At 53.3% G+C, this 22,041-nt stretch carries 19 protein-coding genes and 2 tRNA genes; 12 read left to right on the top strand and 9 right to left on the bottom strand.

Going from position 1 to position 22,041, the window contains the following annotated elements:
• The first annotated feature begins 27 nt into the window (after nucleotides 1–27).
• The 4 genes from fucP (at nucleotide 28) to QEH53_RS01230 (ending at nucleotide 4,150) form a co-directional block, all read left to right on the top strand.
• Nucleotides 28–1,350: an L-fucose:H+ symporter permease gene (gene fucP / locus QEH53_RS01245; protein WP_345785691.1), complete on the top strand. Its 1,323-nt coding sequence runs from the start codon at nucleotides 28–30 to the stop codon at nucleotides 1,348–1,350.
• Nucleotides 1,351–1,576: 226 nt separating this feature from the next.
• Entirely contained in the window at nucleotides 1,577–2,248 is a 672-nt protein-coding gene (locus tag QEH53_RS01240; protein ID WP_309021298.1) for an alpha-L-fucosidase, read from the top strand.
• Between the two features lie 258 nt (nucleotides 2,249–2,506).
• The gene (locus QEH53_RS01235) at nucleotides 2,507–3,106 is read left to right on the top strand and encodes a hypothetical protein (RefSeq protein ID WP_309021297.1); all 600 of its coding nucleotides are present in this window, start codon (nucleotides 2,507–2,509) and stop codon (nucleotides 3,104–3,106) included.
• 45 nt (nucleotides 3,107–3,151) lie between these two features.
• Nucleotides 3,152–4,150 (top strand): hypothetical protein, encoded by a 999-nt coding sequence (locus QEH53_RS01230; protein ID WP_309021296.1) that lies wholly within the window; start codon nucleotides 3,152–3,154, stop codon nucleotides 4,148–4,150.
• A gap of 41 nt (nucleotides 4,151–4,191) precedes the next feature.
• Here QEH53_RS01230 and QEH53_RS01225 read toward each other — a convergent pair whose 3' ends face one another.
• Genes QEH53_RS01225 through QEH53_RS01215 form a run of 3 tightly spaced genes read right to left on the bottom strand, consistent with a single transcriptional unit; the run spans nucleotide 4,192 to nucleotide 6,356 of the window.
• Nucleotides 4,192–5,664: an IS66 family transposase gene (locus tag QEH53_RS01225; RefSeq protein WP_309021295.1), complete on the bottom strand. Its 1,473-nt coding sequence runs from the start codon at nucleotides 5,662–5,664 to the stop codon at nucleotides 4,192–4,194.
• A 45-nt stretch (nucleotides 5,665–5,709) separates the two neighbouring features.
• A complete protein-coding gene (tnpB, locus tag QEH53_RS01220) occupies nucleotides 5,710–6,060 on the bottom strand; it encodes an IS66 family insertion sequence element accessory protein TnpB (protein ID WP_309021294.1) in 351 nt (116 codons plus the stop codon).
• Complete coding sequence (locus tag QEH53_RS01215; RefSeq protein ID WP_309021293.1) at nucleotides 6,054–6,356, bottom strand: hypothetical protein; 303 nt, start codon at nucleotides 6,354–6,356, stop codon at nucleotides 6,054–6,056. The genes tnpB and QEH53_RS01215 overlap by 7 nt, the downstream gene beginning before the upstream one ends.
• A gap of 475 nt (nucleotides 6,357–6,831) precedes the next feature.
• On the opposite strand from QEH53_RS01215, the gene QEH53_RS24320 reads away from it, so the two are divergent.
• Nucleotides 6,832–7,182 carry a transposase gene (locus tag QEH53_RS24320; protein WP_369426395.1) on the top strand — a complete coding sequence of 117 codons (351 nt, stop codon included), beginning with the start codon at nucleotides 6,832–6,834 and terminating at the stop codon, nucleotides 7,180–7,182.
• Nucleotides 7,183–8,221: 1,039 nt separating this feature from the next.
• Here QEH53_RS24320 and QEH53_RS01210 read toward each other — a convergent pair.
• Nucleotides 8,222–8,298 (bottom strand) — tRNA-Met (locus tag QEH53_RS01210).
• 257 nt (nucleotides 8,299–8,555) lie between these two features.
• On the opposite strand from QEH53_RS01210, the gene rpsB reads away from it, so the two are divergent.
• Together rpsB and tsf are read left to right on the top strand one after the other, a co-directional pair.
• Nucleotides 8,556–9,500, top strand: a complete 945-nt coding sequence (rpsB, locus tag QEH53_RS01205; protein ID WP_309021292.1) for a 30S ribosomal protein S2 — start codon at nucleotides 8,556–8,558, stop codon at nucleotides 9,498–9,500.
• Nucleotides 9,501–9,587: 87 nt separating this feature from the next.
• A complete protein-coding gene (tsf, locus tag QEH53_RS01200; RefSeq protein WP_309021291.1) occupies nucleotides 9,588–10,184 on the top strand; it encodes a translation elongation factor Ts in 597 nt (198 codons plus the stop codon).
• Nucleotides 10,185–10,322: 138 nt separating this feature from the next.
• On the opposite strand, the gene QEH53_RS24315 is transcribed toward tsf, so the two are convergent.
• From QEH53_RS24315 to QEH53_RS01180, 5 genes are all read right to left on the bottom strand, one after another.
• Nucleotides 10,323–10,607: a sensor histidine kinase gene (locus QEH53_RS24315; protein WP_369426394.1), complete on the bottom strand. Its 285-nt coding sequence runs from the start codon at nucleotides 10,605–10,607 to the stop codon at nucleotides 10,323–10,325.
• Nucleotides 10,608–10,613: 6 nt separating this feature from the next.
• Nucleotides 10,614–11,168, bottom strand: coding sequence for a hypothetical protein (locus QEH53_RS01195; protein WP_309021290.1), 555 nt, complete (start codon nucleotides 11,166–11,168; stop codon nucleotides 10,614–10,616).
• A gap of 570 nt (nucleotides 11,169–11,738) precedes the next feature.
• Nucleotides 11,739–13,769 carry an FAD-dependent oxidoreductase gene (locus QEH53_RS01190; RefSeq protein ID WP_309021289.1) on the bottom strand — a complete coding sequence of 677 codons (2,031 nt, stop codon included), beginning with the start codon at nucleotides 13,767–13,769 and terminating at the stop codon, nucleotides 11,739–11,741.
• A gap of 225 nt (nucleotides 13,770–13,994) precedes the next feature.
• Nucleotides 13,995–14,084, bottom strand: a tRNA-Ser gene (locus QEH53_RS01185).
• 265 nt (nucleotides 14,085–14,349) lie between these two features.
• The gene (locus QEH53_RS01180) at nucleotides 14,350–15,000 is read right to left on the bottom strand and encodes a bifunctional 4-hydroxy-2-oxoglutarate aldolase/2-dehydro-3-deoxy-phosphogluconate aldolase (RefSeq protein ID WP_309021287.1); all 651 of its coding nucleotides are present in this window, start codon (nucleotides 14,998–15,000) and stop codon (nucleotides 14,350–14,352) included.
• A 51-nt stretch (nucleotides 15,001–15,051) separates the two neighbouring features.
• On the opposite strand from QEH53_RS01180, the gene QEH53_RS01175 reads away from it, so the two are divergent.
• From QEH53_RS01175 to QEH53_RS01155, 5 genes are all read left to right on the top strand, one after another.
• Nucleotides 15,052–15,765 (top strand): helix-turn-helix domain-containing protein, encoded by a 714-nt coding sequence (locus QEH53_RS01175; protein WP_309021286.1) that lies wholly within the window; start codon nucleotides 15,052–15,054, stop codon nucleotides 15,763–15,765.
• A 133-nt stretch (nucleotides 15,766–15,898) separates the two neighbouring features.
• Complete coding sequence (locus QEH53_RS01170; protein WP_309021285.1) at nucleotides 15,899–16,336, top strand: hypothetical protein; 438 nt, start codon at nucleotides 15,899–15,901, stop codon at nucleotides 16,334–16,336.
• Nucleotides 16,337–16,437: 101 nt separating this feature from the next.
• Nucleotides 16,438–17,703 (top strand): TolC family protein, encoded by a 1,266-nt coding sequence (locus QEH53_RS01165; RefSeq protein WP_309021284.1) that lies wholly within the window; start codon nucleotides 16,438–16,440, stop codon nucleotides 17,701–17,703.
• Nucleotides 17,704–17,717: 14 nt separating this feature from the next.
• A complete protein-coding gene (locus tag QEH53_RS01160; RefSeq protein ID WP_309021283.1) occupies nucleotides 17,718–18,842 on the top strand; it encodes an efflux RND transporter periplasmic adaptor subunit in 1,125 nt (374 codons plus the stop codon).
• 6 nt (nucleotides 18,843–18,848) lie between these two features.
• Complete coding sequence (locus QEH53_RS01155) at nucleotides 18,849–22,016, top strand: efflux RND transporter permease subunit (RefSeq protein ID WP_309021282.1); 3,168 nt, start codon at nucleotides 18,849–18,851, stop codon at nucleotides 22,014–22,016.
• The last annotated feature ends 25 nt before the right edge of the window (nucleotides 22,017–22,041 follow it).

Genomic DNA, 22,041 nt, shown 5'->3' with positions numbered 1-22,041 from the left:
GGTTCAGGATGTATTCAAAATTACCCAATGGGAAAAAAAAGTATAAGCCATACTCCCCTTGTTGGTCGTGAGTTTATCGTCGTTTATTGCATGATCACCACTTTGTTCGCTCTGTGGGGATTCGCTAACGATATCACGAATCCCATGGTGTCGGCCTTCAAAAGCATTCTTTTGGTGAGCAATTTTGAGAGTTCGCTGGTTCAGTTCGCATTTTATGGAGGATACTGTCTGATGGCGGTCCCAGCTGCGATTCTTGTCACTAAAACCTCTTACAAATTGGGCATCCTCTTTGGTTTAGGCATCTATTCGATTGGTTGTTTCCTTTTTGTTCCCGCTGCCGATATGCAGGAGTTCAAGCTGTTTCTGCTAGCCTACTTCGTGATGACCTGCGGCTTATCGTTCCTGGAGACAAGTGCCAATCCCTATATTCTCTCTCTCGGTCATCCCGCATCTGCGACGCGTCGATTGAACTTGGCCCAAGCCTTCAATCCCGCAGGTTCGCTATTCGGAATGCTTGTGGCGCAACACGCGATACTCGCCAAACTCTCCCGCTCGACGGACGAAGAACGGGCGGCTTTGCGAATGACTGAACCGGAGAAGTTCAGCTCTCTTGTCGGTAGGGATTTAGGAGTGTTGGTGACTCCTTATGTCGCTTTGGGTATCGTTGTTTTTTTGGTATTCGCAATCTTCTTTTTCAAGGATGTGCCCAATCAATCAGAAGGGATGCGGCACAGCCTTTCCGTGCGGCAAACCTTGCAGCGGCTTATAGCGAATCGTTCCTATTTGGAGGGAGTGGTAGCCCAGGCGTTTTACGTTGGAGTTCAAATCATGTGTTGGACATTCGTCATTCAGTATGCGGAGGAGGAGCTAGGGATGAGCAAGGCCGACGCTCAGGGCTACAACATCGTCGCTATGTCGATATTCGTATGTAGTCGTTTTGTGTGTACATGCTTGTTGAAGTTCGTTTCTCCCGGGCGTCTCTTGTTTTACTTGGCAATGGGAGGTGGCGTTTTGATTCTTGGTGTCGTGCTGTTGCAGGGGATGCTAGGCTTGTATTGTCTCATTGGCGTATCCGGCTGTATGTCTCTCATGTTTCCGACGATCTATGGTATCGCTCTCAGCGGTTTGGGTGAAGACAGCAAACTGGGAGCTGCGGGATTGATTTTGGCCATTGGCGGAGGATCTTTTCTACCTCCGTTGCAAGGAGCGAATGTCGATTTAAACCTGTCTGCTCCGCTTTCATCGATCCGCTTGTCTTTCCTACTGAGCTTTCTTTGCTTTGTGGTGATCGCAATTTATGGATACAGAACGTTTCTGCGATCTGCGTTAGCGGGATTGACTGATTCATAGCATCGTCGTCCCTCCTTATCGAAACGAGTTCGTTACTCCGCAACCTTAAGCTTCAAATAACTTCTATAAAAGTGAACCGCTATTTCTCAAGGGCCGCAGCTTCCGTTTAAATTGCGTTTCTAATTGAATCTGCGAGCTTTCCCGTTTGGGGGAAAGACCTCCCATGCCACCTTCTCGAACGTTTGTGACCGATAGGGGATTACCAGCAATCGAATGAGTAAATGAAGTGGATACTCGTCGGCTATTTTGGCATGTTCATACACTGAGGGGCTGTTCTGGGCCTGGTAAGGGAGAGTGGTTTATGGAAAACCAAGGGCTCACGGAGGAGGAGTATTTTCAATACGCGACTGATAAGGAGAATTCGGAGTACTTTCGCACTGCGGCATTCAATCCAAGCTATTGGGCGGAACTCGCGAAGAAGGCCAGCATGAAATGGATGTGCCTGACGCCCCGACACCATGATGGTTTTTGCTTGTTCGATAGTCCTCATCCGAATTCGATTACGAGCGTCCAGACCCTCGGACGAGATTTGCTCGCCGAATACGTCGAAGCAGTGAGAGCTTCCGGGCTCAAGGTGGGCTTCTACTATTCTCCGTTCAATTGGCGGGATCCAGGATTTTTCGACGTGACTGGCGAGAATATAAAGGCCAACAAGTTCGGCTATCAACAGGATCCCTCGAACAAGGAAAGTGCGCGGGTGATGAGGGAGGAGAATTATGTCAGTGTTCGCAAACTGCAGACGTACTACGGTCGCATCGACTACATTTTTGGGGATGGCGGTTGGCTCGCTCAAGAAGGCTCCGACGCTGATGGCGCATTTTTTACGAACCCGGGAAGTATCTTGATCGTGGAAACGAATGGCCGGTACCAGAGCGATTGTGAGGGCAGGAAGCCTTGAGCAGCAAAGCTTTGGGGATTATGGGAATGGTGCGGAAGTACCAGCCGGATGCTATCACGAATCTTCGGTGTGGTTGGGTTGGAGATATGATCGAGGAAGAGGGAACCCGAGCCACCAAGGGGCCAATCAGTAACGAGATCTATTAGAACAAGTGTATGTGTATCCATACGCGTACCTCGTCATATCGTTCGTAATCCATTGTTTGAATTTTCCCATGCTTAGAGGGAATGCTGTCTGAATGTTGAATACTATATAAAAATGTTAGTATTAGAAGCTGTACTTTTCATCACCGCCGTTGTTGGTGTTATAGCTATCGGTATCTACAAGGGGAGAGCCTCGGTGGAAGAATCGAGTGACGACGCTAGTGACTACTTTTTAGCGGGGCGCGGCCTGACGTGGTGGCTGGTTGGATTATCCTTGATTGCTGCCAACATTTCCACAGAACAGTTCGTGGGTCATGTCGGGTTCGGCGGCAAATTGGTTGGGCATGGCGATCGCATCTTACGAATGGTTGGCGGCTTTGACATTTGTTGGTGGTGGTATTCTGGTTTTTGCCGAAGTTTTTGTCTTCCAGACTATATACTATTCCTGAGTTTTGGGAGTACCAGTTCGGTGCGTGGCTCGTTTGACGATGGCGATCCCAGCGATCGTGACTTTGATTTCGTCGTGACATCTTCGGTAATCTACTCAGGTGGCGAGTTTGTTTCGGAGTATTATAACGATATTCCGCTCTTGAACAATCTGTCGGCAGTTTGTTGGTTGATTTCGCTTTTCGCGGCGGTATATGTTTTTGTGGGTGACTTGAAGGCTTGTGCTTGGACGGATCTCGTTTGGGGTGTGGCCTTGATCGTGTGCTGAGCTTTGATCATGCTATTCACCTTTTCTGTGCTTTAGTCGAAGCCTGTGGAAAAGTTGATCGGGACCAAGGTGGCGAATTCGAGCATAACGGAGGCTGATCTGGAAGGTGCCTCGGCGTGGGAACGCTTTATCTTGCTCAACGATGGGCTTGAGGGCGAAGCAGTTGTCCAAAACGGCGAGAATGGCTCTGGTGGCAAAGTACACATGATCCGCCCCAAGGAGGATTCAGATATTCCTTGGATAGCGCTTTTGATCGGTCTTTGGATTCCGAATTTCTTCTATTGGGGGCTCAACCAGTATATCGTGCAGCGAACGCTAGGTTCGAGGTCATTGGCTGAAGGCCAAAAGGGGATCGTGTTTCCGGCTGGGTTAAAACTTCTGATTCCGTTTCTTGTAGTTATTCCAGGAATAACTTCCTTTAATCTCTTCAGAGGGGATTTGTTCAACGCAGAGACGGGCAGCTATGATTGCGACCGGGTGTTTTCAGTTTTGGTTAGGAACTTGATTAAGCCGATGCCTTTGGTTTCGTGGTTTATTCTTGCCGCGCTTACCGGTGCTGTGATCAGTTCGTTGGCTTCCATGCTGAATTCTGCTTCGACGATTGCCACGATGGATTTGTATTCAAAGTTCACAGGCGAGAAGAATCCGGAGAAGCTTGTAAAGGTAGGAAAGTTTTTCGTTGTGCTTTTTGTAGTGCTCGCAGCGATGTTGGACAAGTTCGAGAGCATCTTCGCATACATTCAGGAGTTTCAGGGGGTTATCTCGCCGGGCATATTAGCGGTTTTTATCATCGGCTTTTTCTCTCCTCGTACACCGCGTTACTTCGGGGCTCTGGGTATAGCGACCAATGTCTTAGCCTACGGCGGCTTCAAATGGTTCTTAGGTGGTTGGCTCGTTTCCGCCGGTCTGTGGTACTCGGACGAGATGGCGTTTTTTAGACCGTATGACCTTGTGCTTTTTCATTGTAATGGCCCAAGGATTTGTGATCACAAAAATCAGCCCACTTGCCGAGTCGGTGGAGATGCCAAGGGTCGACGCAATTGAGCTCGAGGCTTCGCTACCGTAAGCGGTACAAAATCCACCGCCTAGGCTGATCTTGACTTCTTCCAGTTGGCCGGAGTCAGATCTCTGAGATCTTGCTTCGGCAAAGTTCGAGTGTCCTGGCCGAGGACATCTCGAAGGTATTCAAGAGGCTGGATGTCCAGGCACTGGCAGGAGATCAGGATCGAGTAGAGGATTGCCGCTCTTTCTCCGGCTTCGGGATGTCCTACGAAGAGCCAGTTCTTTTTGCCGACCGCGGTAGGGCGGATCGCGTTCTCCATGGCATTGTTGTCGATCGCTACCTGCCCATGGTCGAGATAGGTAGACAAATAACCCCAGTGCTTAAGCGAGTAGTCGCAGGCTTTTCCGATCTCGCTTTTCGGCAGGCTGCGATGTCTCAATATTTCCAATACGCGTCGGATGCGCGCATGGGTATTCGTCGATTTGGATTGGCGAAGCTGTTTGGCCGATTCCGGCGAGAGGGAGCCTTCTCGGATTTCCTTCTCCACGGCGTAGAGCTTTCCGACGAGCCCCAGGTAGATGCCGCATTCGCGCGGGAAGCGATCCTTCGCGTCGTGGAACTTTCGCCGGGCGTGCGCCCAGCACGCGGCTAGCTCGATGCCGTCGTCGCCTTTCTCCAGCTCTACGTAGGCTTGGTACATGTCGGCTTGCAGCACTCCCGCGAAGCCCGAGATGTGCGAAGTCACCGAAGCGTGGCTACGCGAGGCGCTCCATTTGTACCACACGTCGCCCCCGGGCCTGGAAAGGCCGCAAAGGAAGCCTTTTCTGGATTTCTTTTCCCCGTAGTCGGGATCGCAATACGATATCGGAGTCTCGTCGGCTTGGACGTAGTCGCTTTCGAGCAGCTCGATTTTCATTTGATCGTAGATCGGCTTTAGCCATTGGGCGACTTTCTCGACCCAGCGAACCAAGTTTTGGCGGGATACCGTAAAGCCGTGCCGCTTGTAGATCGAGCATTGGCGGTAGAGGGGGAGATGGTCGAGGAACTTGGAGACCGCCACGTATGCGAGCAGGTCGTTCGAGGCGAGGCCTTCGACCACGCGAAGCGGAGCTGGGGCTGCTACCGGAGCGGCAGCCTTGTCGCCAACTTTCCGATACTTCGGACGGACGATGCGGTGGCGGTAGAAGCGAGGGGGATCGATCTTCACTTCGAAGGTTTCCTCCTCTCCTAAGCGTTCGTAGGCGCCGGGGTCCGCCTTCACTGCCTCCGGTTCGATCACGCTTTCCTCCATGACGGGCAAATTTCCGTAAAGCTCTTCGCGAGACTTGCGCGGAGTCTTCGCTTTGCGCTCGTAGGATACCTTTACCGGTTCGGCTTGGATCGCCTTGGCTTCCTCCAGTTTTCCAAGCAGCAGGTCAAGTTGGCTCGAGTCCACCTTCTCGGACTTTCCGCCCGCGAAAACCTGGCGACGGAACCACGCGATCTGAGCCTCCAGCTCGGCGACACGCCCTTTTAGCTTGGCGTTCTCGTTGAGGACATCTTCGATCGGAGGCATCGCGTATCTGAATAGAGGATACGCGATAGAGTTCAACCGTTTTCTTCAGCGTTCGTACCAGGCTTTGGCCATGCCGTCCTTGAGGTCGATGCCGCCAAGAAGAAGCGAAAGAGCTTCGCTCTTGAGTCGCAACTTGCCGCTGGCCGCGTCAACGCCTCGAGGCCAGGTAAATCCCCCTTTCTCCAAACGCTTCGCCAGAACCCACAGGCCGGTTCCGTCCCAGAACAAAATCTTGAGGCGGTTGCGACGTTTGTTGGAGAAGACGAACATTCCTCCATGGATCGGGTTCTCGCCGAGTTGCTCGGCAGCGACGGCGTAGAGCCCGTCGAAGCTTTTGCGCATGTCCACCGGTTCCACGGCTAGGTAGATGCGAACCGCGGAGGAAAAGCTCAGCATGTCTTCAATTCCCGTATCCAGGATGCGATGGTCGACTTGTCGGCAAGCAGTGGAAACTCCGCCCAAAGTCCGTTTGGCAACGCTACGCTCAATCGCCCGTCTTCGGAGCGGGGGGGCGCGATCTCGACGAACTGCACGGACTTAGTCGGTGCGGGACCGAGCCAGCGTTTGAGAGTCGGATAGCTCAGTTTCATCTCCTTGCAAAAACGCGAGGCGTTCATTCCGCTTTGGCGGAAGAGCTCGAGGAGCTCTTGCTTTTGGTCTTCAGTGTAACGTTTTCCTCGTTCAGTAGACATGAAAGAAGATTAGCGGAATAACGATTAAACGGCTAGGGGGGGGATATTGTACCGGCTTACTCGCTATCAGCTAAAATTTGGGGTGTTGTCGTAGTAGCGGCTGCCCTTACCTTGTACGTAGTGTTTTTGTAGATTAGCCAAAGTTAATTTGTTTAATGTCAATACAAGTGACTTTGAAAACTGGTTCTTGATGTTCCGAGAATGATGAAAATACTCCTAATGTATAGAAATTGATGTGGAGCAGAGACTTCGAACATCAGATGTTGAGAAGCAAAGATTCAGCCATTTTAGATTTGGCTAGGGAAAAATCTGGCTTTTCACAGACCGAAGTTACCGACAAGCTAGGAATTCTCGTTTGTCGAATAAAAGCCTGGGAAAGCGGTGGGCTCTCTCCCGTTTACGAGTTCCAGAAAATTGGCTAATTCATGCTAAAAGCGACCCATTACGTTACTTTCCTATCCTGAATGGCCGGATAATGTCCGAAAAGTTTGAGGTGTCTCTTCCAAATCCGCTGCGATGCCATAAGGTGATCCAAGCCCATTCGTCCGCTGAGGAGGTCACTCAAAAGGCGATGGAGGTGGCTGATGCTTTCGGGTCGATGAAACTGTCCGCCGTATGTGCGGTTCTTTGCCAAGACATATCAAGGAACGTCACCTACTGTCGTTTCCCGAGGAAGCATTATCGTAACATACGAACTAACAACGTGCTGGAAAGGATATTGAATGAGATCCGCCGGCGAAGGCAAGTTGTAAGCTGCTTCCACGACGGCAAGAATTCGTTGATGCTCATCCGCGGCAGATTGCGATACGTCGCTTCGAAGTCCTAGTCGGACAGCCGAGTCTATCTGGAGATGATGCTGCTGGCTGAAGTAAACAAGGATAAGTTCATCTAAAGCAGCGGTGCTTGTTGCTATTTAGATACGATTAATCAGTAGCCAAATTGTGAACAAGCTGCTGCCTGAAAGTGCAGCTACCTTTTGGCGAAAAAATCCAGACACTTACTCCTTCTGACTATAGGCCAGAAATGGGATCTTATGGGGAGGTGCCTGTTTGCTCGCAATCTGGCATGGGTGTTTATGGAGGTGGCAAGGGCGATTGCGTTACTGTACGAGAAGGCAAATATTCCTGACATATTCCTGTCAGAGAGGGTGCTGGTTTTCTCATCTTCTTGCATTCTACTGCATTGGCCTTTATCTTTAACTGCTTGATGAACAACGTAAGTGTCTTTGGTTCAGAATATTAAGGATTAGCCGTATCGATTTCGAATCCCGGTGGTCCAGTGAGGCAAGTAGTTAGTTGTTAATCGGAGTCGTAAGTTGGTTTGTTTCTGTGTACCTGTTCGCATCGATTTGAAAGGGACTTATCAATTGGGAGAATTCCATTGGATTGGGAATCAATGGTGAGGAAGTAGTGAGCCTGTCCGCCGGCGTTGCCTAATGGGGAGATTAAGTGACGATTCTTGATAAGGTTGGGGCAAGGGTCGACTTCGCAAGCCGTTCAAAATATTGAGGGACGCAAGCAGATTGCGGAGCATAGATCGAAGATTAGGGGAGGGAGTTAAGGCTTTCGATAGTCAGAAGAAGGATGAAGTCACTGCCTTGGCTCCTGTTTTGGGGCGATCAGGCGTCGGATCGAATGATCTGAACGAGATTTTCAAGGGCATACTGGTTAACTGAAGCGTAATTAACTGGGGCCAAAACTGGGGCTTGTGTTCTGTCAATTCGCTGAAATTTCAGAATGTTTCAAACGTTCGGGGTAACCCTCGGCGTGATCAAAGAAACCGATTCAGGTGGGAAGCACTCGTGTAAGTTGCTGTCTGGCAGCTAAAACGGAAGAAGGCCCAAGGGGTTAATCCTTGGGCCTTCATGGGTGCAGGGGTTGGATTTGAACCAACGACCTTCAGGTTATGAGCCTGACGAGCTACCAGACTGCTCCACCCTGCAACTGCAGTATTTAAACTGTAAATCTCCGCTCTGGTGTGTCGGAAGATGCGGAGAAAGGGATAAGATTTTTCATCTGTCAACGCCTTTTCAAATCTTTCTGCGGAATTGTCTAAAATTACTCCTTGCCAAGGAGAGGGGGAGGGCTACCGTTCTCGCTTTTCCCATTCTGGGAACCTGAAAAACCATAACCAAAACCGTAACGTAAGGTAGCTCTCGAGCGGCCTGCGCCCCAGCCAAGCAGGGGTGTTTTAAGCTATATGAATATTGAACTAACTGACCTTCTCGACGCTGGAGTACACTTCGGCCACCAAGTTAAGCGTTGGAACCCGAAGTCCAAGGGCTTCGTGTTCGACCACCGCCAAGGTATCTCCGTTATCGACCTCGCTAAGACCTACGAAGGTCTGAAGAAGGCTTACGATTTCGTTGAGGACGTTGTCTCCAAGGGAGGCGAAATTCTCCTCGTCGGTACCAAGCGTCAAGCTCAGGAAATCGTTCGCGAAACTGCTGCCAACACTGGCATGCCTTTCTGCGTAAACCGCTGGATGGGTGGCACGCTCACCAACTGGCAGACCATCACAACTTCGATCACTAAGTACAAGAAGTACATGGCGATGGAAGCAGACGGCTCCCTCGCAAAGCTTCCCAAGAAGGAAGGCTCCGCGATCCGTCGTGAGATGTCGCGTATGAACCGTAATTTCGAAGGTATCGTGAAGATGGACAAGCTTCCAGCTGCCATGTTCGTGGTCGACGTGAACTATGAAGACATCGCGGTTGCTGAAGCTCGCCGCGTGAAGGTCCCTGTCGCTGCGATCGTAGATACCAATTCCGATCCATCGACCGTTGACTACGCAATCCCAGGCAACGACGACGCTGTTAAGTCGATCCGCATTATCCTCGAAGCGATCGCTGAAGCGGTCGAGTCTGGGCGCGCGAAGCGTGCTAGCCGCATGAACCAAGGCAAGGGCGGCGATGCAAATGCTGCTGCTGCTGAATCTGTTGCGGCCGCTGAAGAACCTGTGGCAGCGCCTGTTCAAGCCGACGAGGAACCAGTCGCAGCTCCTAAGGCGGAAGAGCCAGTCGCAGCTCCTAAGGCTGAGGCTCCCGTTGCCGCACCTAAGGCTGAAGAAGAAGCTCCTGTCGCTGCTCCAAAGCGCGAAGAGGCTGCTCCTGTTGCCGAGGAAGAAAAGAAGTCCGAAGGCTAAGAACGACTCTGCAAGAGGCGTTGTTTCGGCAACGCCTTTTTCGTTTCTACTCAACCACTCTCCACTCAACACATTTCTATAAAGCAAATGAGCGTACAAATATCCGCGAAACTAGTAGGCGAACTCCGTGGCCAGACCGGTGCAGGTCTCATGGACTGCAAGAAGGCTTTGACCGAAGCCAACGGCGATCTCGACGCAGCAGCGACAATCCTTCGCAAGAAGGGCATCGCATCTGCCGACAAGAAGTCAGGCCGTGCTACTTCCGAAGGTCTTATCGACTCTTACATCCACCTTGGTGGTAAGGTTGGCGTACTTATCGAAGTGAACTGCGAGACTGACTTCGTTGCCAAGAACGACGATTTCAAGACCTTCGTAAAGGACGTTTCACTTCACATTGCTGCTCTTAACCCTGTATGTGTAAGCCGCGAAGAAGTTCCTGCTGACCTCGTCGAGAAGGAGCGCGAGGTAGCTGCTTCCCAAGCTGAGGGTAAGCCTGCAGCCGCTGTTCAAAAGATCATTGAAGGGAAGCTCAACAAGTACTACTCAACCGTCTGCTTGCTCGACCAGCCTTTCGTCAAGGACGACAGCAAGACCGTTCAGGACGTTCTCACGGAGCAAATCTCTAAGCTCGGTGAGAACATGAAAATCCGTCGCTTCGTTCGTTATCAAATCGGCGAGGAGTAATTCTCTCTCCCAACTTGAAAACAGTTTTTGCGGCTCCCTGTTCAGGGAGCCGCTTTTTTTAAACTGCCCCGCGTTTCAGTCGCCGAGGCTCGTACGCGCATTCTCCAAGCTTAATTCCGTTTTGCGGCTAACCTCGGATTAGAGATTTGGCTCAAACGCCCATTGAGTCTGGCTCGAGGGCGTTAGTAGGGTGAAGGTTGATCCTTGGCCCAAGGTCGATTGAACTTCTATACGCACTCCGTGCAATTCTATGCAGCGGCGTGCAGTGAGAAGTCCGAGTCCTAGGCCCTGCTTTGAGTCTAGAGAGCTGCTGTGAGGGTAGGGTAGGAAAATCGTGGCGAAGTCACGTTCTGAAATACCGTATCCAGTATCGCACACACAAACAGGGGTGTAGTCTTGAAATTGTGCCGCCTTAACCCTCACGTTTCTCTAAGAGTTTTCTAGGGCATTTTGAAGAATTCTGCCAAGTGCCTCGCCAAATAGGCGTGTATCAGCGCCTCTAGAGTCCACCTCCGCCTGTCCCTCGAGTTGATCTCTGGTCTCCATGGAGTCTTTTGCTGCGTGAGACTGGCGGAGAATGGCATAGTTGATTTCTGAGATGGCTACGGAAATATGGGAGGCAGACGGGTGAATCTCCTCGACGTTGGACGACATGGATTCTGCAGATTTCGATAGCTCGCTTGCGACTTTCTTCGCGTTGCGAGTACCGTTGATCGTTTCGGCTAGTTTCACCATGATCGCTACCGAGTACGCCATGTCGCGGAACGCCTTGCTTCGCTCAGAGACAGCGGTTGACGATTGCTCGACCGAGGCGTTTGCCAGCTCGGCGGCGCTGGCGATTTCCTCTGCCTTGCGTAGGTGCTCCAATGCTCCGTCATTTGTCCCGCGGGTACACTCTGATACATAGCGAGCAGCTTCTAGGATTTGGTTGAAATTGTTCGATATGCTTCCGGGTTCGCTGGTGATCGTCTGCGCTTTCTCCACTTCCTCCTTCGCTTTTTCACCGGCTGACCGAGTGTCTGCGGTGACGGTTTTAACCTGGCTTCGAATTTCCTGGACGACGTCTTGAATGGCTCGTTGGGCATGCGTCTCGCAAGATCGCTAGGTCTTTTTACGATATGACAAAAGAGAGAAATCTATCGGGTAAGGGGGGGGGGGGGCTCCCTAATGTGATTTGGAAAAGTCCCCAGATACGATTTTCGCTGGCCGGTACGGGCTGGAAATGCCGTGGATTCCCAACAAATTGGAGGTGGGTGCGGGCTCGTTTTCTCCGGAGCTTTCACTTTGTTAAGGTAAGCGAAGAAGGCTTCTAGGAGCTTAAGAGAGTCACCTGCGCGGTCTATTTTCCCAGCTTCTCTCTCTACCGAGCCTCAGGCATGGGGTGATGAACAGTCAAAGACTGCTAATTATCTGGATCACCTACAGCGTCTTTTCGGAAAGATGACGACGCGCCCCGGCCGAGGGCCCACATTTCAGCAATGGCAGCGATCAAAGGGAAGGCTGCCTCTGTTGCGATTTGCATCAGGGGGTTGTCCTATGCGCCTCGACGCGGTTTCAGTGAATAGTCTCGAGCAAATCGATGATGGCGATCATGCCGCAGGGGACGTTCCCGCTATCTATCACGATTGCCTTGCTCGCGTTTGAGCGGGTCATGAGTGTGAGCGCTTGACGGAGCGTCGCGGTCGCGGAGATGAGAGGCAGGCTGATCTTTGGGAGGGTCGCCACGATTTCTTGACGGTCGAGCTTCGTGGTCAGCATCCGCATGTAGATCGGTTCTTTTTGTATGGCGCCCTGGCAGGAGCCGTCTGCCTCGATGACCGGCAGGTAGTTGCGGGAAGATTGGGAGAACAAAGCTAATGCGTCCTCGATGGTGGCTGTTGCCGGCACGCTGGAGAGCTTGGAGCTCATGTAGTCGCTAACGGGCTTGTCCAGTTGATCGGAAGGGAGTCGATTCAATAGCATCTCGAGTTCTTCCGAGCTTATGTAGGAGCGTGCGCTCTGTTGCAGGGATTGTCCAAAGCTCGAGTCCGCGGAGACTATTTTCTGGAAAGTGTCTTTGGCGATGGTGACCAACGTGGTCGCTTCGGTGGCGACCGCCTCGAAAAGGTACGGCCGGTTTTCAAGCAATGCGCGTTCGCCGAAGTGCTCGTGCTCGCCGATAGTCTTGATCAAATGTCCCTTATCGCGGAGCTCGATGGTTCCTTTTTTGACAAGATAGAAGGAGAACGAGGGATCGTTGGCGTGGAATAGGGTGTCGCCGGGCTCCAGGTGCGTCTCCGAGATATCTTTGCTAAACCGCGGGTTGAGCAGGTTGATGTCGCGTGGGAAAAAGAGTTCTAGGGTCCAATCGAAAAGGACGCGGAGCTTGCGTTCCAAGCCGGGTAGCTTGCCTAGGTATATCGTTCTCCACATCCACCATGCGAAGGCTCCCGAGAAGCGAAGTCCTTTGATTTCGGCTACCGCGCTGTGGTGCCCGATCGTCGCTAGCTCGCCGATTGCTTTGAACGTGAAGGGGCGGGTTTGCTTTCCCTGCAAGCGACGAGCCATATTGCGTCCCATGAGCTCACCCTGTCTCAGGGCGAATTGAGCTGTGGGCGGGCTCGGAGTGCCGTCGGTTTGGGGCACGCTGGAGCAATCGCCAGCCGCCCACAGCCAAGGAATGCCTTCGATGGAGCAGTCGGGCAAAGTGGTCACGCGGCCCCGTTCGATGGATACGGGAGCGGGAGCCGTTTTTTCCAGCCCGAGTATGAGGGGATGTGGAGCGTTGCCGACGGTGCAGACTATGTTGTTGGTATCGATGCCGCTGCCGTCTTCGAGGTAGACGCGGTTGGCCGTGACGGCCTTGGCTCTTCTGTTGAGCAAGATGTCGAGACCGCGGCGTTTGAGCTGGGCTGCAGTGTACTCGCCGAGCGAGCGATGCAGAGTGGGAAGCAAGTGGTCCCTGCTGTGCACGAGTGTGAAGGTGAAGTCCGCCCAATCGACGTGCTTGTAATGCTTATGGATGGCTTGGGCGAGGTCGATGAGTTGGCCAGCCGTCTCCACGCCCGAGTAGCCGCCCCCGACGATGACGAAAGATAGGAGACGGCGCTTGGTAGCTTTGTGCGAGGTTAGGTTTGCTTCCTCGATTCGCGAAATGAAATGGGCCCGGATGCGCATTGCATCACCGACGTTTTGCAAGAGAAGAGCGTGTTCTTGCATTCCCGGGATGCGGCTGAGGTCGACTTTGGCGCCGAGACAAAGAGCGAGGTTCTTGTAGGTGAAGCTGACGGGACCAGCGAAGTCGCCGGCGTGGAGCGTGAGCTTCCTCTGGTCGAGCTGGAGGGAGTTGACCTGGCCCTTGAAAACGTTGACGCCTTTACAAAGACTTCGGATAGGATTGACGACGTGCCGAGGGGAGAGAGCGGCGCCGGCGACTTCCGGAAGCATAGGCTGGAAAACCATGTGGTTTTCTTCGGCGATAAGGGCTACGCTTGCGGATGAGCCGGAGCGCCGCAAGGCACGTGAGAGTTTTTGGGCGGCATAGACGCCGGCGAAGCCACCACCGAGGATGATGGCGTCGAATTCTTCGGGATATTGGTTGGACATAGCAAAAGAGGGATCTTGGGTAAGCGTAGTCCAAAGTCTTTAGCAGGACTCGGGCCGGGTCGAGGGGCTTTTCTGTGTCTCTTGCTCGAGTGGTTCAGGGGCCTCTAGAAACGAGAGAGGCGCGCCAATGGATCCGCACCCTGTACTGCGCAAGTCCCGTCTCCGTTCGCTACGCTCTCTCCGTCGAAACCCTTTGGGGCTTCTCATCCCTTCTGGAGGTCTTCATGGCGGAGAAGGAGGGATTCGAACCCCCGGTGGAGTCACCCCCACAACTGATTTCGAGTCAGTCCCATTCGACCACTCTGGCACTTCTCCGACATTTGAAAGTCCGGCATCAAACGATTCGCGGAGTGGATTGCAAGGCCCGACTTCTGTATACTTGCAAGGCCCGACTTCTGTATACTTGGAAGGCTCGATCTGGTCGCTGCATGCGGAGCGGGCTTCATCTCTTCGGATACAGTGGAAACAAAAACGCCTCAGTCGGCATCGACTGAGGCGTTAATCGTGTATCACTCAATTATCGCGTACTGAGAAATTATCCTGCGACGGCGGTGCGACTGCGAGAATCACAGCTGGGTTCCTAGGATTTCGCTTCGGCAGCTATTTTGACTGCGGCGGCTGCTGTGGCTTCGATTCCGTCCCAGTCTTGGGCTGCTATGCGATCGGTCTTGGCGAGCCAAGATCCTCCGATGGCGGCTACGAGCGGGGAGGAAAGGTAGGAAGCCATATTGGTCTCGTTGAGGCCTCCGAGCGGAATGAATCCGATGCCGAGGTGCTTGTAGGGAGCTGCCATGGTGGAGAGCGTTTTCATGCCGCCGATCGATTCGGAAGGGAAAAGCTTCATGGTTTTGCAGCCGAGTTCGAGGGCCCGCTCAATATCGCTCGGTGTCATGACCCCTGGTGCGAAGGGTAGGCCTACCTCGTCCGCGTAATCGATGATGCGGCTGTTGAGACCTGGGGCTACGCCAAATTGGGCGCCTGCTTCGAGCGCAGCGTCGACTTGGTCGCTGGTGAGGATCGTACCAGCTCCGAGGAGGATATCGGGAACGCTTTCGCGAATGGCTCGGATTGAGTCGAGAGCGGCTGGTGTACGCAGGGTCAGCTCGATAGCCCTGATGCCGCCCCTCTGTAGAGCTTGGGCCATCGGCACTGCATCCGCAGCGTCATCGATCGCGATTACGGCGATGATACCGCTCTCGCGGATCTGGTCTTCAATTTTTTGAGTCAGCATAATGGACAAATTTGTTTGAAATGCGGACGAGTAAGAGTCTTCCTTCGACACATGTCAAAAGAAACACGCCAGCTCGCGACATCTCTGTTCAAGGGGCTCGACCTTCTGTCGCTTCTCTCCGCGGAACGGCAGGGGCTGGGCATCCAGGACCTGGTGGGAGCGATGGGGCTGCCGCGCACGAGTCTGCTGCGGTTGTTGGATAGCCTGATCCATTACGGATTAGTGTCTCGTGGCGAGGGGCGGCGGTACAGGGTGACACAGACTTTTCGGGAATGGCGGATGGAAGATCCGGACCAATTGTTGCGGGAGCGTTTTGGACCGATGATGCGACGGATCACTGATGACCTTGGTGAGATGACGACTCTCGGACGCCTATCGGGCAGGGAGTTCATGCATATCCACTGCGAGGAACCTGATTGCCGCGTCCGGGTGACTCCTCCGGTGGGCCGTCGCTTTGCCATCGAAAAGATGGCCATGGGTAAGCTGTTGCTAGGAGTGCGTCCCGACTTGATACCGGCGGGAGCGAGCGAGGAGTGCCGAACTGAGTTAGAGGCAATTAAAAAGCAGCGTTTTGCAATGAACCTTGCGGAGTCGGAGGATGCTATTGTGGCATGGGCGACTTGGTTGGGGGAGCCGTCTCCATTGTCGCCGCTGGTAGCGGTCACGTGGCCCGACTTTCGATTTTCGGAGGAGTCCTTGGAGCGGGCTGTCTATCTGCTGGAACGTGAAAGTGAAAGGTTGGGCCCCTTTCCCTTGTTCGGCTAAGGTTTGTTGCAGGCCACCTGCGGTGGGCTTTTTGCAAATGCTTGTCGATAAAGGGAATCCAGCCTGCTTCGACGTAAAACTCTTGAACTTTTCCTGAATCGTTGCGTCTGATCTGCCGTTCTAAGTGTATCGTATGAATCGTCTCGCCATCTTGATCAGCCTTCTGGCCCTCGCTCTCAATGTAGCGGCGGGGCACTCGGGCAGCATGCTTTTCTGCGAGCATGAGTCGGGCGAATCCCATTTGGTGTCAAGTGGAGACCACGCGGCCGATAGTCACGAGACGGCCTGTCACCAGCATGACAGCACGGTACATTTGAATGCGACAGGCAATGAGTGCTGCGACTCCTGCATCGATGTGGAAGTGGGCGGAGACGAGCTGCAGGACTTAGTCCGCAGCACCAACCAAGACCGGGTGTCGGCTCCTCCGGTCCTCTCGGTGGAGTTTTTTGGTTTCGATTCTCCGGAGCTTTTCGATTCAGGCCTGGCCTCAACGTTGCCAGCTACGCGAGCCCCACCTGTAGGAGACTCGCTGACCAACCTGCAGATCAAGAGAACCGTTCTGAGACTCTGAAAACTTCTGTTTTTTAGCGCTCCACTTGACCGCGAGGTCGAGTCGGGTGAACCGCCCCTCCATTGGGATGGCAAACCGCTAAGGCAAACAGGAGTTTTTTTATGTCCAGATATATCCGTGTTACTGTAATTTTCGTATCAGCATTTTTGATTCACGCCTCCCTAGTGGGGGATAACAGCTCAGCTCAGGCCTTCTCGCGACTGCAAGTCGTGGGGCTTGCTTTGCAGGGCAATAAAACCTTGCAGGCAGCCCGTACACTGATCGAGCAAGCGGAGGCGCGGCGCAGCGGGGCGGGCTTGCGATCAAGTCCTGAGATCACATTTAACTATTCGTCCGATTGGGTTTTGAACGACGAGGGGCAGACATCGATGGGAGTTGGCTTCGAGCAGCGTTTTCCGGTGACCAAGCGTTTGTCGATCTTGCAAGATCTCGCTGAGGTCGAGATCGAATTGGCTAGGGCAGAGGTTCGCAACCAAGAGCGGTTGATGGCACGGGAGGTAGAGTTGCTGTGCAACGAGATCGCTTACATCGATGCGGAACTGGGATTGCGGCACTCTTTGGTGGAGAATGACAAGGAGTTCGCCGCATTCGTGGAATCGCGAATCGAAACGGCAGAGGCGTCGCCAATCGAAGCGAATCAGGTGAGGATCGAGCTTTATATACTTGAGCAGGAGATCGAGCACTTGGAAACCGATCGTACGCGTTTGCTGGAAAATTTGCGGGCCAAGATCGGTTTCGAGGTGGGGGAACGGATCACCTTGTCGCATCGCTTGGATCTTGGGCGAGCCGCTCCTGAGTTTACCGATTTTAGTCTCGAAGATCTGGATACGCATCCGGAATACCAGTTGCGAACGTTAATGTTGGAAGTGGCTGACATGCGGGAGTCGCTGGCTTTGGCGAGTCGCTGGGACGATATTTCTTTAGGCCTTGGATACAGGGAGGAGCGCTCGATCGACGAGCCGATAGGAATTGGAAACGAACGATTTCTGGGCGTGAGTGTATCGATACCTCTACCCTTGAAGAAGCGAAACGAGAGCCGCTTGAAGGAAAGCCTTCTCGAGCGGCAGCAGATGTTGCAAATGAGGGAGGCTGTATCCCTGGATTTGAGAAGTAAGGCCCGAGCGATGCGTGAGGAGGCTTCCCACTTGTACCATCAGTCGCTCGAGTTCCAGGAGAAGATCACTTCTCTCGTAGAGCTTAACCTCAAGGAAATGGCAGAAGCCTACGGGGCAGGTCAGGTTAGCTTGAACGAAGTGTTTCGTTCGCAGAGTCAACGGCTCAAAATCCAGTCCGCCCACCTCGAGATGGTGCGGGACTATGAACAAGCGCTCGTCGAGTGGAGAGCAGCTGTCGCCAAAAATATTTAATTCACTGAAATAAGATGAAACGTAACTTTTTAATCGGAATCTCCTGTTTATTGGCTCAGCAATTGAGCATAGCGGCGGCTGACCCCAACTTGATAATCTTGGATGAATCGGGCGTTCGAAATCTTGGTATACAAACTGTGGAGGCAGAGGAGCGGAATTTCGAGAGTACGGTCTTCTCCATAGGTCGCATTGAGGAAATTCCTGAGTCCCGCTCGGTGCTTTCCAGTCGGATCCCCGGAAGAGTAGTCGATTTGAATGTGTTTGAGGGAGATACTGTATCCGAAGGACAAATACTCGCTCGGGTGGAAAGTCGCCAGCTTGGAAACCCTCCGCCAACCATTGAATTGAGGGCGCCGCAGCTGGGATTGGTCGTCAACTCGCATGTGAGGCTTGGGCAGCCGGTGGAGCCTGATAGCGAGTTGTTAGACATCTCCGATCGCTCGAGGATGTGGGCGGTAGCAAAAATTCCCGAGCAGGAAGCGGCCCAAGTGGACATCGGTTCTCAGGCCCATATCCGTATCCCGGCCTTGGGTGGGGAGGTGATAGAAGCGACTTTGTATCGATTTGGCGTCGACGCCGACCGTCAGGCCGGAGCGGTAGAGGGGATTTTCGAACTCGATAATGCAGAAGGTCGTTTGCGGCCCGGCATGCGAGCCGAGTTTTCTATCGTGTTGAAGACGCGAGAGCTCGTTATGAGCATTCCTCGCGAGTCCGTGCAAGGAGACCCGACCAACCGAATTGTATTCGTGAAGGACTTTGATCTGCCGAACGCGTTCGTGAAGGCTCCCGTAATTCTAGGCGAGCAAAACGATCGATTCGTGGAGGTGGTGGCTGGTCTTTTCCCGGGCGACGAGGTCGTGACGCGTGGTTCCTACTCGCTTGCTTTTGCGGGGAGCGGCAGCGGAATGTCGCTCAAGGAAGCGCTCGATGCGGCGCATGGACACGAGCACAACGAGGATGGCTCAGAGCTAACCCCCGAGCAAAAGGCGGCTCGTCAAAGTGAGGCCGCTGGAGCCCACGATCATGACCACCACGAAGGGGAGATGGGCTGGCTCCTCTACTACGCGATCGCGATCACGCTTCTCTGCGTTTTTCTCGGACAGAAGCTCCTCGGTCGTCGCCAAAAGGAAAAGGAGTAGTCTGACATGCTGAACGCGTTGATAAGATTTTCCTTGGCCCAACGCCCCTTGGTTTTGGCCTTCGCCCTTGTGGTGATGGTATGGGGCGTGAAGACAACTACGGAGCTGCCAGTCGAGGTTTTGCCCGACTTGACGAAGCCAACGGTGACTTTGCTCACCGAAACGCCGGGCTTTGCGCCGGAGGAAGTGGAGACCTTGGTCACAATCCCTCTGGAGAACGCTCTTATGGGAGTAACGGGTGTGACTCGTTTACGCTCCGTCAACGATGTAGGGCTTTCGCTCATCTTCATCGAATTCGATTGGGGTACTGACATCTACCAGGCTCGCCAGTTTGTGCAGGAGCGTATCACTGGAGTGGCGGAGGGTTTGCCCGAAGGCGTGAATCCCTACATGACGCCGGTCGCGTCATTGATGGGAAACATCATGCTGATCGGTTTGTTCGATCCCACCGGCCAAACGAGTCCCCGCGATTTGCGGACCTTGGCCGACTGGACAGTTGCCCGTCGGCTGCAGTCGCTGCCGGGGATTGCCGAAGTGCTATCAATGGGCGGAGGTATCAAGCAAGTGCAGGTCCAGCCGCTGCCAGATCGCATGCTGGCGCTCGGTGTAAGTTTCGAACAAATACACGATGCGGCCTCAAACGCGGTTCGCAATTCGACGGGAGGATTCCTTACCGAGTCGGCACAAGAGATTATGGTCCGCAATTTGGCCATGACGACTGATCTGGACGAAATTGGCGATACGGTGGTGAGTTACGAGAACGACCGTCCGATACGACTGCGGGACGTAGCTAATATCGTCTGGGACACGGAGCCGATGCGAGGCGATGCCGGCCTAGGCACAAAGCTCGACTTGGAAGGGAACTTCGACCCGCACGCTCCAAAACGTGGATACGAAGGAGTTATCTTGAGCGTGACGAAATCGCCCGGATTCGATACCCTAGCTTTAACCGACGAAGTAGAGGAGGCGATGGGCGTGCTTTCAGAGACTCTGCCGGACGGCGTGCGACTGATAACGGTCTATCGGCAGTCCGACTTCATTGATCTCTCCATTGGCAACCTAGAGGAAGCTCTGCGGGATGGAGCAATCATGGTGGCGGTCGTTCTCTTTCTCTTTTTGCTCAATTTTCGAATCACACTCATTACACTGACTGCAATTCCATTGTCGCTGGGTATCACAGTCATCGTATTCGACTTGTGGGGACTGAGCGTAAATTCAATGACCTTAGGTGGCCTCGCGGTCGCAATTGGGATGGTGGTGGACGATGCGATCGTGGATGTGGAAAACGTCTTTCGACGTCTTCGAGAAAACGCTTCGTTGGAGGAACCGAAGCCCCCGTTGGAGGTGATCGCTCGCGCCTCTGCTGAGGTGCGGTCTTCGATCCTTTACGCGACTGTTTTGATTATCTTGGTTTTCTTGCCTTTGCTTGCTTTGAGCGGGGTAGAGGGACGGTTGTTTTCGCCGATTGCCATCGCCACTATGGTGAGTATGGCTGCTTCGTTTATCGTCTCGCTGACGGTGATCCCTGTGTTGAGTTCCTACTTGCTTAAGCCGAAGCCGGGCAAGGCTCACCGCGACGGCCCAGTCGCGAGAGGGTTGAAGTCGTTTTTTGAGTACACTTGGTTGCGTTTCGCGCTCAGGCAGCCGCTGGTGGTTGTTCTACTCACGGGAGGGCTGCTTTACTTCGCCTATGCCTCCTTTACGCAAATGGGCGGGAATTTTCTGCCGCCGTTTCGTGAACCGACGGTAGTCATTGCGACTACGACAGCTCCCGGCACATCTCTCAAGCAAACGACTGAGCTGGCTCTGACCGCGCAGGACTTACTGCTGCAGGTTCCGGAGGTGAAGACGGTTGGCTATCGGGTGGGACGTGCAGAGAAAGGCGACCATGTGGTACCGGTATCTACGGTGGAGTTCGATGTGGAATTTCGCGAGGGATTCGGGCGGCCGCGAGGCGAGATCATGGCGGACTTGCGAGCGAAGATGAAAGGTATTCCAGGGACGTTTAGCGCGATGAGCGGTCCCTTGGCGGATCGAATCGGCCATATGCTGAGCGGCGTTTCGGCAAAAATCGCGGTCAAAGTTTATGGGCCGGACCTCGAGGTTCTGAGAAGCTTGGGGACGGAGATAGCTGGAATCGCTCGTGAGATTCCCGGTCTAGAAGAAGCCCGCATCGAACAGCAAGCGCCCATTCCTCAGCTCCGTATTGAGGTCGATCGTAAACGAGCCTTAGCTTATGGAGTGACGCCTGGAGAGCTTAACCAGCAGCTTGCTTCGCTCATGGGCGGGGACAGTGTGGCGGAAATCTACGAAGGACAGCGCGTCTACGACTTGGTGGTCCGGCTGCCGCTGGAATGGCGCGAGTCACCGAGCCGCTTAGCGAATCTTTACATCGATACTAAGAGCGGACAACGCATTCCGCTCAGCTACGTCGCAGAGATCAGGCAGGCCACTGGGCCGAACACGATTTTGCGGGAGAACACCATTCGTCGCTTTGTTGTTTCGATTAATCCTACCATCGACGACTTGAATGCAGTAGTGGAGCAACTGCAAGCGGAGGTGAAGGAAACGGTGCAACTGCCGACCGGGTACACGATCAGCTTCGAAGGTGAGTACGAAGCTCAACAAGAAGCTCGCCGCGTCATCGTAATCACTTCCGCGGTCGTACTATTAGTCATTATATTCCTGCTCTACAGCTATTTTAAGGGCTTTGGATTTGTGGTACTCGTTTTGACGATTGTTCCTATGTCCCTGATTGGAAGCGTCCTTTACACCCGCTACACGTTAAACAATGTTAGTATCGCGACGCTGGTCGGTTTTATCGCGGTGGCAGGAATCGCGGCAAGGAACAATATCATGCTGATATCGCACTACCTACATCTGATGAGGCAAGAAGGTGAGACGTTTTCCCGCAAAATGGTGGTTCGCGGTACTTTGGAGCGTTTGATTCCAATTTTGATGACTGCGATTTCCGCGGGCTTGGCCTTGATTCCCTTGGTCTTAGCGGCGGACGAACCTGGAAAGGAAATTCTGAACCCGGTGGCGATCGTGATCATCGGGGGACTTGTGAGCTCCACCCTGTTGGGCCTCGGCGTGACTCCCGCTCTATTCCTAAGCTTTTGCCGTAAAGCGGCAATGAAGTCGATTCGTCTTAAGGCAGCCGCCTCGGATTAGGGACGTTCTTTGTATACATTTAACA

This window comes from Pelagicoccus sp. SDUM812002 (assembly GCF_031127835.1).
GTDB lineage: Bacteria > Verrucomicrobiota > Verrucomicrobiia > Opitutales > Opitutaceae > Pelagicoccus.
This window is presented reverse-complemented; position numbering and strand designations above follow the sequence as displayed.

Coding starts and splice junctions, on each gene's coding strand:
- rpsB (WP_309021292.1), top strand. CDS start 8,556: ATGAATATTGAACTAACTGACCTTCTCGACGCTGGAGTACACTTCGGC.
- QEH53_RS01165 (WP_309021284.1), top strand. CDS start 16,438: ATGTCCAGATATATCCGTGTTACTGTAATTTTCGTATCAGCATTTTTG.
- QEH53_RS01235 (WP_309021297.1), top strand. CDS start 2,507: ATGTTAGTATTAGAAGCTGTACTTTTCATCACCGCCGTTGTTGGTGTT.
- tnpB (WP_309021294.1), bottom strand. CDS start 6,060: ATGCTGAGCTTTTCCTCCGCGGTTCGCATCTACCTAGCCGTGGAACCG.
- QEH53_RS01170 (WP_309021285.1), top strand. CDS start 15,899: ATGAATCGTCTCGCCATCTTGATCAGCCTTCTGGCCCTCGCTCTCAAT.
- QEH53_RS01225 (WP_309021295.1), bottom strand. CDS start 5,664: ATGCCTCCGATCGAAGATGTCCTCAACGAGAACGCCAAGCTAAAAGGG.
- QEH53_RS01155 (WP_309021282.1), top strand. CDS start 18,849: ATGCTGAACGCGTTGATAAGATTTTCCTTGGCCCAACGCCCCTTGGTT.
- QEH53_RS24320 (WP_369426395.1), top strand. CDS start 6,832: ATGTCCGAAAAGTTTGAGGTGTCTCTTCCAAATCCGCTGCGATGCCAT.
- QEH53_RS01190 (WP_309021289.1), bottom strand. CDS start 13,769: ATGTCCAACCAATATCCCGAAGAATTCGACGCCATCATCCTCGGTGGT.
- QEH53_RS01215 (WP_309021293.1), bottom strand. CDS start 6,356: ATGTCTACTGAACGAGGAAAACGTTACACTGAAGACCAAAAGCAAGAG.
- QEH53_RS01180 (WP_309021287.1), bottom strand. CDS start 15,000: ATGCTGACTCAAAAAATTGAAGACCAGATCCGCGAGAGCGGTATCATC.
- QEH53_RS01160 (WP_309021283.1), top strand. CDS start 17,718: ATGAAACGTAACTTTTTAATCGGAATCTCCTGTTTATTGGCTCAGCAA.
- QEH53_RS01175 (WP_309021286.1), top strand. CDS start 15,052: ATGTCAAAAGAAACACGCCAGCTCGCGACATCTCTGTTCAAGGGGCTC.
- fucP (WP_345785691.1), top strand. CDS start 28: ATGGGAAAAAAAAGTATAAGCCATACTCCCCTTGTTGGTCGTGAGTTT.
- tsf (WP_309021291.1), top strand. CDS start 9,588: ATGAGCGTACAAATATCCGCGAAACTAGTAGGCGAACTCCGTGGCCAG.